The organism is Zunongwangia sp. L-65 (genome assembly GCF_056859415.1).
Genome location: NZ_JBSXOK010000076.1, coordinates 131234 through 144810 on the forward strand (window position 1 = coordinate 131234; position 13577 = coordinate 144810).

Below are 13577 nucleotides of genomic sequence, written 5' to 3' on the forward strand. Positions count from 1 at the left end.
GGCGAAAAATACAAAATATATTTTTAATTCTCTCTAATCTTCAATGTCCGGCAGGCTAAAATAAAAAGTAGAGCCTTCGCCGGGAATTGTTTCTACCCATAACGCGCCCTTATGTTTATCTACCACTTTTTTAGCAATCGAAAGTCCTATTCCAGAGCCTGTAAAATCGTCGGTAGCGACCCGTGAAAAGACTTCAAAAATTTTGTCCTTATGTTTGGGATCAAATCCTACGCCGTTATCTTTGATAAAATAAATAACTTCATCTTCTTGCTGATCAAAGCCTATTTCAATTACCGGATTTTCTTTTTTTCCGCTATACTTTAAAGCATTGGAAATAAGATTGTTTACCAATTGTGAAATCATCCTGCGATCGCCCATAATCTTGGGTAATTTTTCAGCGATTTTTATAGTGGTTCTTGGGTAATTACGTTCAGCATTTTGAGCATCGAGTGCATTTTCCACAATTTGCTTCATCGATAATACCTGTTTAGAAAGCTGTGTTTGCCCTACTTTAGAGTATGATAAAATATCGTCTATAAGTGTATCCATTTCTGAAGCTGATCTAACAATGGTCTTTACGGCTTTTTGACTGTAATCGTCTAACCTATCCATATAATGATCTTGCAAGATTCTGGCATAACCATCGATACCGCGAAGCGGAGCTCTTAAATCGTGAGACACACTATAACTAAAGGTTTCTAACTCTTTATTAGCATCTAATAACTGGTCGTTTAGACTATCAATTTTATCCTTTTGTTGCTTTACCAAAATATGAACGATGCTTTCTCTTAAACTACCAACAGCTTCAAGATCATAATCCTCCCACGGCTGTGCAACTCCGGCTACTTTCTCTGTCCAGCGCTCAAAAGATTTTCGGGGAGTTAAGTATTCTATCCCATCTTTTACGTAGCCATTTTTTTCTGGATTTCCGCCCCAATTTACCGTTTCCTTAGCCTCTGGCCTAAACCACATGATAAAATTATTATCCTGCTCCCCTATTTGAACACTAAGAATTCCTGATGCGGTATTTTTAAAAGCCAGTGCTTTTGGATATACAGCAGAAATCGATTTTGTTGAAAAATAAACCTCTTTTTTAGCTAAAAATTGGTCGCATAAATGTCTAATTTCAGCTTTTGTTGGTGTTTCTCCTGAAAGATAAATTTCTCCGTCCATCACCAATGCGCCACCACCACATTCTATAAGATCTGTAAACTTTGGATCGAAACGATAAAGCGCATCTTCAATATTTTTAATTGAAGTCATTTGCAGCACCAGCTTTTTCCTAACCTCATCAGACTTTGCTGTATTCTCTAAAAAGGTTTTTGTTGTTTTTAGCGCCAGTTTATTTGAAAAAACCTGTGTTAAAAACAAACAGGATTGCCGCTGATGATAATTAATAAATTTAGGCGAGTAATGGTGGCAGGCTACCAGTCCCCACAATTCACCATTCAAAACAATCGCGGCCGTAAGTGAAGCTCCCACCTTCATATTCTGCAAATATTCGATATGAATCGGGGATACCGCTCTCAACTCTGAATTCGAAATATCCAATGGCTGTCCGGTTAGCGGAGAAATTTCAGGAGTTATTGGTGATGCTTTATAATGTACATCACTAATAATTCTTACTCCCTGTTTCATAAAAATTTCCCTGGCAGGTTTAGGAATATCGGTTGCGGGATAATGCAATCCAAGCCAGCTTTCCAGTTCAGGTTCTTTTACTTCAGCAACAACTTCGCCATTCCATTCTTCATCAAACTTATAGATCATTATCCGATCGTAATCGAACAAATGTTTTACCAGCAAAGCAGCCTGTTGGCACATCTCGTTTACTGATTCAGATTCGTCTAATTCAGTTAAGATTTTAGTAAGCTGTTCCTGAAAACGAATAGGATCTATGGATTTACCTGAAGGTTCCACATCTATAATAAGATGATCACCGGAAATAGACGGAATACATAAAAATTTTTGCTCTCCTATTTTCAGTTTTTCGGGCAAAAGAGATTCATCATTTCTAAACTTCTTTTTAAAAGACTTTGCCACTTTTTTGGATAAAGCCTGTTTTAAAGGCAACCCTAAAACATTGGCATGTGGAATTCCCAGAATGTCTTCAATATTTTCACTGCATTGCGAAACATGGAAAGAATTTAAATCACAAACAACTATAACACCATGTTCCTGCGCTTTACCTATAATATGTATAGGTTCCCTGTCACAATTTGTGATATTTACCTGTTGTGCGCTATAAGCAGTTTTACTCATTTACTTTGCCTTGATTTTAAAATAGAAAGTACTGCCCACTCCTGGTTGCGAATCTACCCAAATAGAACCGCCATGTAAGATCACAATCTTATGCACATGCGCCAACCCAACACCGGTTCCTTCATACTTTTCTTCTGTTGGTACCCGGTTAAAAATGGTAAATATATTTTTCTGATCTTCCTCTGAAATTCCTATACCGTTATCCATTACAGAAAACACCCAGTATTCATCTTCCTGATAAGCAGAGATCCGAACTTCAGGAGTCTTATCTTTTGCACAGTATTTTAAGGCATTACTTAAAAGGTTTTGAAATAAAAGTCGCATTTCGACTTCATAGACCATTAATTTAGGCAGACTTCCGATATGCACTTTTGCATTGGTATCTTTTATTCGCTTGGTAAGGTCGTATCTTACAACTTCGACAAGCTCGCGCGTATCCACCATTTTCTTCTTGGTATTTCTACCAATTCTGGAATGCTCTAACAGCGCTTTTATCTGAGCTGATAATCGATCTGAAGCTTCATCTATATACTGGATATAGTCTTTGCCTTTTTGATCTAACTTATCTGAATAAATTTTACCCAGGATATCACTACCAAACTTAATGGTACTTAAAGGTTCCTGAAGGTCATGAGAACAAATAGAAACAAACTGTTCTAAATCATGATTCGCTCTTTCCAGATCCTTTTTTTGGCTTTCTAATTCTTCCTGTACCTGTTTCAATTCTGAAATATCGACACAGGTAAACCTGTTGGTTATTCCATTACCGTTTTCATCAAGCTCTACAGTAGAGTTCATGATTACCGGAACAATTTTTCCATTTTTGGTCACCATCTCCTGCTCTACATTTTTAAGCTCCCCTTTTTCCTGGAATAACTTATTAAGTCGTAAAGCTTTTAGTTTAGATTCGTCTTCGTAAAGTTCGAATATCGGTTTCCCTATAATATCCTCATTAGAATCATATTCCAATTTTTCTACCGCTTCCTGGTTACACTGTACAATTTCTGAAGTTTTTGGATCTACACTAAAATGCAATACCGGGTCCTCTTCATAAAAAGATTTAAAACGACGTTCACTGGCCAACAATTTATTTTTTGCCTTCTGCAGGGATTCGATATCCACAAAGGTAATTACAATACCTTCCGTATTATCTTCTCCATTTCTAAAAGGAGAAATTCGCTGTAAGTAATTTCTTCCTTCTTTAGAAAGAATATTGCGCTCTAAAATTTTACCGGTTTCCATCACTTTATTGCAGCGATCTACCAGACCTTTCCCTCTATTTACTCCAAAATTAGTTGTGAAATTATCGATAGGTCGACCAATATCACTATTTATTAAACTAAAATGCTTTTTAATTGCTGGAGTAAATTTTCGGATTCTTAGGTCACTATCCAAAAAGATCGTACCAATATTTGTACTTTCCAGAAGATTATTCATATCGGCATTAAGTTGTGCCAAATCATCCATCTTCTGGATATTCTCGGCATTTACCGTATTGATTTCTTCGTTGACGCTTTGCAGTTCTTCATTGGTACTTTGTAATTCTTCATTAGAAGCCAGGAGTTCTTCATTAGCTGCCTGCAGTTCTTCATTGCTGGTTTCGATCTCTTCCAAAGAAGTTTGCAGTTCTTCTTTGGTTTTTTTCAGTTCCTCTTCAAGCTCGACTATATATTCCTGAGTTCTACCACTTATTGTTATCTGTTCAACCTCTATAGTATCTTCTTCCTTTACTTCTTTCTCAATAAAAGTAAGTACAAAATTACTTTCATTATCCAGGTTTTTCGGCTTAAAAGGCTTAACTACAATATCTAATTTCATCACGACTCCATTAGCTTCTTTAACAATAGCGTCATGATAAACTACCCTTTTCTTTTCCTTTGCCGATTTTTTGGTGGTCGATTGCACTACATGCTTAAGATCTTTATTAAGCATTTCTATTAAATTAGTAGTGAATCCGGAGACAGGAAGGTTGGCGTACTTTCTAAATTCACCAACTGCTTCCATAATATTAAATTCTGAATCTACATATACACTTGCAGCACCAAACTGCTCCATAATAGCCTCGTTAAGCTCATTTACAAACTTTTGCTTACTGCTATTATAGGTGCGATTATCGCTATTTCTAGGCTTATGATGTTTTTCATCATGATCATTGATCCTGCCGGCTGTAGGTCTCAAATTTTTGGTTCTGATTCTAGCTCTTGGATGTACGTTTCTAAAGATTTTCCATTTTCTGCTAATATCTTCAAAAGAATCCCTGTGTGAGGTTATGGTTTCACTGGTTCCTAATACCAAAAAGCCATATTCTTTAAGGGCGTAATGTAAAACGTCCATGGTTTTCTTCTGGATAGTAGATTGAAAATAGATAAGAAGATTACGGCATAACACCATATCCATATTACTAAAAGGCGGATTTTTAATAATATTATGTTTAGAGAAAATGACCATACGCCTAATTTTCTCTACAATCTGGTAGCCTTCCGGTTTTTTGATAAAAAACTTCTTCAGAAATTTATCTTCTACGTTAGCGACCACACTTTCAGAATAGATACCAGCACTACCTATATCCAAATGCTCTTGTGAAATATCTGTAGCAAAAATTTTTATTTCGAGCATCTTATCCTGTCGTTGCATTTCATCATGCAGTAACATGGCCAGAGAATACGCTTCTTCTCCCGTACTACAAGCTACATCCCAAATTTTAAGAATATCATTATCTTTTTTAGACTCTATAAGTTCTGGGATAATATCATCTGCGATAATTTCCCAAACTCTTTGATCTCTAAAAAAATTAGTTACCCCAATTAAAAACTCCCGATACAGCATAGGGATTTCATCATCATTGTGTACCAGCATGTCGTAATATTCTTCCAAACTACTACAGCCTCCTACGTTTACCCTTCTTGCCAGTCGGCGGGCTAAAGTAGAATATTTATACTCCCTAAAATCAAGACCTGTTTTTTCATCAATAAGATGAAGGATTTTAGATAGCGTTTTCTGGTCGAATTCCACATCGTGGTTTTCGATATCAAAAACCATTGGTGCATTAATAAATTTACGCAGTTCCTCCCCCATTTCCTCAACGGGTAAAATATAGTCTACCAAACCGGTCTGGATAGCGCTTTTTGGCATTCCATCAAACTTAGCCTGTTCAGGATCCTGAACCATCACCATACCGTCTCTATCCTTTATGGCTCTTATGCCGCGAGTACCATCACTACCAGTTCCGCTTAGTATTACTGCAATTGCTTTTTCCTTCTTGTAACTGGAAAGGGACTCTAAAAACATATCTATAGGTAAATTAAGATGTGCCCGCTCTGGTTTCTCAACAAGCTTTAGGCAGCCATCTTCTACCAGAAGATTGCATTTAGGCGGAATAAGATAAATGGTTTTTTCTTCCATTTGCATTCCCTCCTTAATCTGTTTGATAGGAAATTTGGTTGATTTTGCCAACAATTCTCCCATCATACTTTTATAATCTGGAGAAAGGTGTTGAATCACCACATAAGTATTATTATCTTCTTCAGGAATACCAGTAAAAAATGCTTTTAAAGCTTCCAAACCTCCAGCACTTGCCCCCACAGCAATAATCCTGGACTGTGCATTTTCATGTTTTCTAGTTTTCTCCTTTGGTGTTAGTTTATTGTTTCTAGTCATTTATTCTTTGGGAAGTAGTTAACACGTGTAAAGGCCAAATATATCGGATAAATTACATATTTAATACTACAAATGCTTTTAAAATGCACGGTATCCACAAGATTTTAAGTAAGCCTTCCAATGAAATTCTGCCAGCTTAACAGTTTATTTTTGTCAGTTAGGCAGGTATAGAAAATAACTATGCCTCATAAAAATATTCAATACCTAACTTTAATGCGATATTATTATTTATTTTATTAAGAAACATTAACACACTGATATTCTTCGTACTTTAGGGGGAAACCATGCTATATAGCTATATAATCCTACTTATATGCCCCTATACCATTCCAGCTGACAGCTAATCTTAGCCTATATTTTTACAATTCTTTAACCGTAATTGAGATTTTGTTAAAATAAATTCAGCTTATATTAAATGCGTTTAAAAATCATAAGAGTAATATTTTTTTTGGCTCGCATGGTCTTTGAACACTAAGTAGAAAGTTTAACTAAATAATTGTGGGAATCCACGACAACAAAATTGAAAAACACAGAAATGAAAGTATTAGTTATTGGAGCAGGAAATATGGGACTTACTTATGCCGAAGGAATGGCAAAAAGCAGTCTTTTAAATCGAAGGAATCTTATGATCTTCGATAAATCTGCTGAAGTTATTACCGACTTAAGTAAAGTAGACCATTTTGATGTTTTCGATAAAGTAGATCATTGCCTGCCTCAGGCAGATATAGTTTTTCTAGCTGTAAAGCCTTATCATATAGATAGCTTATTTGAAGAAATAAAGCCAATGGTGAACGATGAACAAATTTTTGTTTCCCTAATGGCGGGAGTAACCATAAAAACAATTCAGGATGGTTTAGGAGTTAAAAAAGTTGTTCGTTCAATGCCTAACCTCCCTGCTCAGGTAGGAAAAGGGGTAACATCTTATACCGCTGCAAAAGAAGTTTCCAGAGTAGAACTACTAATGGTTAGAAATCTTCTGGACACAACCGGTGAGTCAATTAAAGTAGAAAATGAGAATTTTATAGATGCCTCTACAGGAATTAGTGGTAGTGGACCGGCCTATGTTTTCTATTTTATGGGATCCATGCTAGAGGCTGCACTAAAAATGGGATTTTCTGAAAATGATAGTAGAGTACTGGTAAGTCAGACTTTTGAAGGTGCAGTTGAACTATTTAATCAACACGATCTATCACCAGACACCTGGATGGAACGTGTTGCTTCTAAAGGAGGAACAACTCGTGCAGCTTTAGATTCTATGGACGATAATAACGTTAAAGAACTTATTAAAGAAGCTGCATACGCCGCATTTGACCGTGCAGTAGAACTTGGAGAAGGTAAATAATCTACGAACTAACACTATCAAAATTAATAATGGAAAATAAGAAAAAGAGAATCGTTGTAAAAGTTGGAACTAATGTAATGACCAACAAAGACAATAGAATTTTAGGTCCAGTACTGAAACATTTAGTAGAACAAATAGCAGAGCTTTACGAAGAAGATGTAATGACCGTTTTGGTCTCTTCTGGATCTGCAATCGCCGGGAAAGAAATTCTTGGTGAAATTAACATCACAGATGCTTCTAAAAGAAGACAGGTTTATAGTTCAGTAGGACAACCAAGAATGATGAGGCATTATTACAGCATTTTTCATGATTATGGGATGCGTTGTGCACAGGTGCTTGCCACCAAAAGAGACTTTAGCCCCGGAATTCATAGAGAAAATATGATTAATTGCTATGAGTCTTTACTTTCTGAAGGAATCATTCCAATCGCGAATGAAGATGATGCTGTTTCAGTAACCATGTCTATGTTCTCTGATAATGACGAATTAGCAAGTCTTGTGGCCGAATTAATTGGTGCAGATTCATTAATTATCCTTAGTGATACTGACGGACTATACACCGGGCACCCAGATGATGACGATTCAGAAAAATTAAATAAAGTTCAGGTTGATCAGAATGTAGAAAAATATGTCCAACAATCTGATAAAGGCGAAGGTGAAGGCCGTGGCGGCATGGAATCTAAAATTAAAATAGCAAAAGAAACCGCTGCTAAAAATATCACCACTTACATCGCTAACGGAAAGCGACAAAATGTGATTCTGGATATTATGAATGGTAAACCTGTAGGAACCAAATTTACATCCTAATCCCATTTAAAATAAACCAAAGAACTTAAACCCGATAACGGGGAATTAACTAATTAAAAACTTAAAGAAGAAAGAATGATACTTTTAAATTCAGATAAAAAAAATAATGTTTTGAAATCCATGATGCGAATTCTGGACGAAAAACGCGAAGCCATTATTACCGAAAACAAAAAAGATCTTGAAGCTTTTGGAGAAGGAGATCAGGCCATGTACGACCGTCTTGTTTGTGACGATAAAAAAGTAGATGGTATGATCAATTCTGTAAAAGAGGTGATGGAGCAGGAAGATCCTGTAGGTAAGACTATTGAGCATAGAAAACTTGATACCGGGCTGGACATCACTAATAAAACCGCTCCTTTCGGAAATATCATGATTATTTACGAATCCAGACCGGATGTTACCATAGAAGCTGCTGTACTTGCTTTTAAAGCAAATAATAAAATATACCTTAAAGGTGGTAAAGAAGCGATAAACAGTAACAAAATTCTGGTAGAGTGCTGGCACGAAGCTCTTAAAGAGAATGATCTAAGTTCAGACTGGATCGAACTATTACACTTAAGCCGCCCAGAAACTCAAGAATTTCTAAAAAATCCACCAGTGCAGTTAGATCTAATTGTACCTAGAGGTGGGGAACGGCTTATTGGCTTTGTAAAAGAACATGCCACAGGCGCCGTTCTTGTAAGCGGTAGAGGAAATAACTTCCTTTATGTTTCAAAAAATGCAGATTTTGAAACTGCTAAAAAAGTAATGCTTAATGCCAAAATTGATAAGATTTCCGGTTGTAACGCATTAGATAAAGTTCTTGTAGATGTTAATCTACCAGATTACGAAGCTAAATTAAAAGAGCTACAGGAAATGTTCAAAGAAAATAAAGTGAACATATTAGTAGATGAAGAGGTTAAAAAAGTACTTAGTGACGAAGAAGAAGTTCCATCTGAATCTACCTGGTACGAAGAGTTCTTAGCTATGAAAATTGTTATTGGTAGTATCGACGGTTTAGATGCGGCTATCGAAAAGATCAACAAATATTCTGGCGGACATTCGGCTTCTATAATTACTAAAGATAAAGATGAAGCTATCCAATTTATGGAGCAAGTAGATAGTGCAGCCGTATACCATAATGCTTCTACCAGATTTACAGATGGTGGACAAATGGGGGTAGGCGCCGAGCTTGCCATAAGTACAGATAAGCTACACCATAGAGGGCCGTTGGGCTTAAAACAGCTTACTACAAATAAATATTATGTGCTGGGAGACGGGCATATAAGAGCATAATTTTCAGTTGATATTAAAAACTAAAAAAGGGTGACTTGATCGTCACCCTTTTTTAATGTTTAAATTTGATAAAATAAATACTAAAATGTAACTATTTTAGTTTTTAATAGTCCAATAAGAAAGATAAAAACAATATGAAGAAAATAGTGTATGCCGCTGCCTTACTGGCAAGCTTGTACTCTTGTAAAACAACACAAAACCTAAGCTCTAAAGATCAGCCTATTATCACCACGATTGATCTGGTTAATGTTACCGATGACAAAGTAAAGGTAAGTGTGGACCCCGCTAAAATTACTACGGAAGAAATTAGCTTTTTTATTCCTAAAACCGTTCCCGGCACCTACTCTACCGACAATTATGGAAGGTTTATTGAAAACTTTAAAGCCTACGATTACGATGGTAACGAGTTAACGTTTACACATCAGGATGATAATACCTGGACCATCAGCAATGCCAAAGCTTTGGATAAGGTGAGTTATGAAGTTAATGACAGTTATGATATTGAAGGTGAAAATGATGTATTCTCACCTGCAGGAACCAATATCGATGCTGATAAGAATTTTATGCTGAATTTGCATGGTTTCGTAGGATATTTTAGCAAACTTCAGGAAGAGCCCTATCGTATAGAAATCCTCCGTCCAGATAATCTTATTGCGGGAACTTCTTTAACTCCTACTACAAAAGATGAAAATCCAAATGATAACTTTAGCACAGATACCTACACTGTAGGTCGTTATTTTGAAGTGACCGACCATCCTATCATGTACGCAAAACCAGATACTACAAGTTTTGACGTTCAGGGAATGAAGGTGCTTTTAGATGTCTATTCGCCAACCGGAAAATTTTCTGCTCAGGATATCAAACCGGGTATCGAGAAAATGATTTCTGCTCAGAAAAAATTTTTGGGAGATATAAATGATACCGAAAAGTATGCAATCTTATTGTATTTATCAGATCTTCAGAAAAAAGATGCACGTGGTTTCGGGGCCCTGGAACATCATACCAGTACTACGGTTGTGCTCCCAGAAACTATGCAAAAAGCGCAATTGGATGAAAGCATGAAAGATGTGGTTTCTCATGAATTTTTTCACATTGTAACACCACTTAGTGTTCATTCTAATGAAATCCATTATTTTGATTATAACGATCCTAAAATGTCTCAACATCTTTGGATGTATGAAGGGGTTACCGAATACTTTGCGAATCTCTTCCAGATTAATCAGGGATTAATTTCCAATCAGGACTTCTATGATCGTATGTCTGAAAAGATCGCATCTTCAATGAATTTTGATGATACGGTTCCATTTACTGTAATGAGTGAAAATATACTTACAGATGAATATAAAGACAGTTATTACAATGTATACCAGAAAGGGGCCCTAATCGGTATGGCCTTGGATATTCGTCTAAGGGAATTAAGTGATGGAAAAATGGGAATTCTTGATCTTATGAAAAAATTAAGCAAGAAGTACGGAAAAGATAAACCCTTTAATGATGAAGATCTTATAGGTGATATCGTAGCATTAACCTATCCTGAAATTCAGTCATTTTTCGACCAGTACGTGACTGGAGAAACTCCAATCCCTTATAATGAGTTTTTCGCGAAGGTTGGCTTAGAGGAAAAATCAAGTATGATCAACACCGGCTATTTCTTAAACGGCCAGGTTCCTTATATTGATGGTGATCCTGCTTCAGGAGAACTTTTCTTTAGAAAAGGAATTGGATTTAATACATTTCTTGAAAAACTTGGCGTTGAAGGTGGCGACATTATAAAAACAGTTAATGGTACCGAGTATACCATCAAAAATGTATATGGCTTAATTACAAGTTCACAATCATGGGAAGAAGGATCTGATATCGAAATTGTAGTAGATCGTGACGGTGAAGAAATAACATTAACCGCTAAAGCTTCACAACCCCAAGTTGAAGAAACTTCGATTACCGAGATGGAGCTACCCGCTGATAGTCCAAAAGTGAAATTAAGAGAAGCATGGCTTAAAAATTAGGCATTCAAAATCAAAAACCTCAATTAGGTTTTAAAAAAAGCTGCTTAAATGCTTCCCAATTATCCGGATGAGATAATTTAAAGAAGTATTTTAAGCAGCTTTTTTATTCCATATAATTCAACTAAATTACCAACCAACTAACCAAAATCAAAATGCTATGGAAATCCCGATCTTACAGGATATTGTGGTTATTCTGGGATTGTCGGTATTAATTATCCTTGTTATCCAAAAGATAAAAATCCCGAGTATTTTAGGCTTTTTATTAGCGGGGATTATTGCCGGCCCACACGCATTTAACCTTATAAGCAATAGTCATGAGGTTGAACTGTTAAGTGAAATTGGGATCATTTTCCTACTTTTTGTGATTGGGATCGAACTGTCATTAAAAGGCCTCGCAGCTATTAAAAACACTATTTTTATTGGTGGAGGTTTGCAGGTGGGAGGAACCATATTATTTACTACTTTGGCTTCACAACTTTTAGGTTTACCCCTAAATACTTCTATATTTCTGGGATTTCTGTTTTCTTTAAGTAGTACCGCAATTGTGCTAAAACTTTTTCAACAGCGTGGTGAACTTACCTCGCCGCATGGGAGGATAAGCATTGGGATCCTGATATTTCAGGATATTGTTGTAGTACCTATGATGCTACTAACTCCCATATTAGCAGGAAAAGCTGATAATATTTTAATGACTATTGGAATCTTGATAGGTAAAATTGCCCTGGTGTTGGTTGTTATTTTGCTCCTTGCCCGCTATGTAGTGCCTAAAGTGTTGGGGTGGGTCGTAAAAACCAAAAATCAAGAACTTTTTATTCTTACAGTAGTAGTTTTTTGCTTTGCTATTGCCTGGCTCACCAGTTCTGTTGGCCTTTCTTTAGCATTAGGTGCTTTTTTCGCCGGTCTTATTATCTCTGAGTCTGATTACAGTCATCAGGCCACCGCAAATGTGCTGCCTTTCCGTGAGATCTTTATCAGTTTCTTTTTTATCTCTGTAGGTACACTTTTAGATTTAGGCTTCTTTTTCGATAATGTAGGCTATATACTTTTACTGGTGCTGGGAGTTGTCTTACTTAAAATGCTGGTGATAGGAATTACCGTTTTAATCCTAAAATATAAACCAAGAACGATTTTTATAACCCTATTTAGTTTATTTCAGGTAGGGGAATTTTCCTTATTACTATCGGGCGTAGGCCTGGATAATGGTTTATTACCAGAAAATATTTACCAGTATTTTCTTGCTATATCGATCTTAAGTATGGCGCTTACGCCATTTCTAATAATGAATTCTTCAAAACTTACCTACGCTATTCTTAAAGCTCCTATCCCTTCTGCAGTAAGGCATCGTTTATCAAATATTAAAAAAACTACAAATGCAGACGAGCAGTATTCTGAAGAGAATTTAAGTGATCATATTGTAATTATTGGTTATGGAACTAACGGAGAAAACATCGCTAAAGCCGCCCGTAGTGCCGATATTCCTTATGTAGTGGTAGATATAGATCCGGATTCTTTTGAGAATGCCAAGAAAAACAAAGAACCTGTTGTTTTTGGAGATGCAACCAATTCGTTAATTCTAAAACATATTCATATTCAGGAAGCTCGTGTAGTAGTTATCGCTATTTCTGATGCTGCAGCGACTAAAAAAATTATAAGTACCATTCGGTTATTTACGCAAACGGCATTTATCATTGTTAGAACACGCCAGGTGAAGGAAATTGAAGAAAATTTACGCGTGGGTGCTGATGAAGTGATTCCGGCCGACTTTGAAACTTCTATCGAAATTTTTACCCGGGTGCTTAAAAAATACCTGGTACCTTATGACGAAATTGTTGAATTTACCAGTAGTATTCGATCTGCAGATTACGAAATGCTTACACGCCTAAAAGATAAGCCCCATAACCCGGCACTCCATCATTTAAATATCCCAAACAAAGAAATTGCAACGCTTAGCGTTCAGTACAAAAACAAAAATATTGTAGGGAAGAGTCTGGAAGAATCTGGTATAGCTAAGAATTACGGGGTTACGGTTCTCGCCATAAAAAGAGATACCCAGTATTTAACAGAGATCACACCACAAACCAAGATTAAACGTGGCGACCTTATATATGTATTTGGCAATCCTTCAAATATTAATCATTTAAATAGTTTGCTTACGGTTTAAAACAATAAGAGCGTTATTGAAAAAGCTCAACTTATAAAAGCCAAGTATTCTTAATTTTATCAAATTTTAGG

7 protein-coding genes are annotated in these 13577 nt (G+C 36.2%); 5 read left to right on the forward strand and 2 right to left on the reverse strand.

Translation table 11 applies throughout. The annotated features are described in order from the left end of the window. Positions 1-33: 33 nt before the first annotated feature. Positions 34-2259: an ATP-binding protein gene (locus AC13DP_RS17895; RefSeq protein WP_483068231.1), complete on the reverse strand. Its 2226-nt coding sequence runs from the start codon at positions 2257-2259 to the stop codon at positions 34-36. Then, the gene (locus tag AC13DP_RS17900; protein WP_483068232.1) at positions 2260-5916 is read right to left on the reverse strand and encodes a CheR family methyltransferase; all 3657 of its coding nucleotides are present in this window, start codon (positions 5914-5916) and stop codon (positions 2260-2262) included. 535 nt (positions 5917-6451) lie between these two features. Between AC13DP_RS17900 and proC the strand changes: the two genes are divergently transcribed. The 5 genes from proC to AC13DP_RS17925 all read left to right on the forward strand — a co-directional run bounded on the left by proC (position 6452) and on the right by AC13DP_RS17925 (position 13506). Next, entirely contained in the window at positions 6452-7258 is an 807-nt protein-coding gene (proC, locus tag AC13DP_RS17905) for a pyrroline-5-carboxylate reductase (RefSeq protein WP_013071704.1), read from the forward strand. A 29-nt stretch (positions 7259-7287) separates the two neighbouring features. Beyond that, on the forward strand, positions 7288-8064 hold the full coding sequence (proB, locus tag AC13DP_RS17910) for a glutamate 5-kinase (RefSeq protein ID WP_013071703.1): 777 nt from the start codon (positions 7288-7290) through the stop codon (positions 8062-8064). A gap of 75 nt (positions 8065-8139) precedes the next feature. After that, the gene (locus AC13DP_RS17915; protein WP_272958928.1) at positions 8140-9339 is read left to right on the forward strand and encodes a glutamate-5-semialdehyde dehydrogenase; all 1200 of its coding nucleotides are present in this window, start codon (positions 8140-8142) and stop codon (positions 9337-9339) included. 134 nt (positions 9340-9473) lie between these two features. Further along, positions 9474-11345: a M61 family metallopeptidase gene (locus AC13DP_RS17920; protein WP_483068233.1), complete on the forward strand. Its 1872-nt coding sequence runs from the start codon at positions 9474-9476 to the stop codon at positions 11343-11345. 157 nt (positions 11346-11502) lie between these two features. Beyond that, positions 11503-13506 (forward strand): monovalent cation:proton antiporter family protein, encoded by a 2004-nt coding sequence (locus AC13DP_RS17925; protein WP_483068234.1) that lies wholly within the window; start codon positions 11503-11505, stop codon positions 13504-13506. The last annotated feature ends 71 nt before the right edge of the window (positions 13507-13577 follow it).

What these genes read in the sequence shown, in the direction of transcription:
- AC13DP_RS17920 (WP_483068233.1), top strand. Translation starts at nt 9,474, where the DNA reads ATGAAGAAAATAGTGTATGCCGCTGCCTTACTGGCAAGCTTGTACTCT.
- proB (WP_013071703.1), top strand. Translation starts at nt 7,288, where the DNA reads ATGGAAAATAAGAAAAAGAGAATCGTTGTAAAAGTTGGAACTAATGTA.
- AC13DP_RS17900 (WP_483068232.1), bottom strand. Translation starts at nt 5,916, where the DNA reads ATGACTAGAAACAATAAACTAACACCAAAGGAGAAAACTAGAAAACAT.
- AC13DP_RS17895 (WP_483068231.1), bottom strand. Translation starts at nt 2,259, where the DNA reads ATGAGTAAAACTGCTTATAGCGCACAACAGGTAAATATCACAAATTGT.
- AC13DP_RS17925 (WP_483068234.1), top strand. Translation starts at nt 11,503, where the DNA reads ATGGAAATCCCGATCTTACAGGATATTGTGGTTATTCTGGGATTGTCG.
- proC (WP_013071704.1), top strand. Translation starts at nt 6,452, where the DNA reads ATGAAAGTATTAGTTATTGGAGCAGGAAATATGGGACTTACTTATGCC.
- AC13DP_RS17915 (WP_272958928.1), top strand. Translation starts at nt 8,140, where the DNA reads ATGATACTTTTAAATTCAGATAAAAAAAATAATGTTTTGAAATCCATG.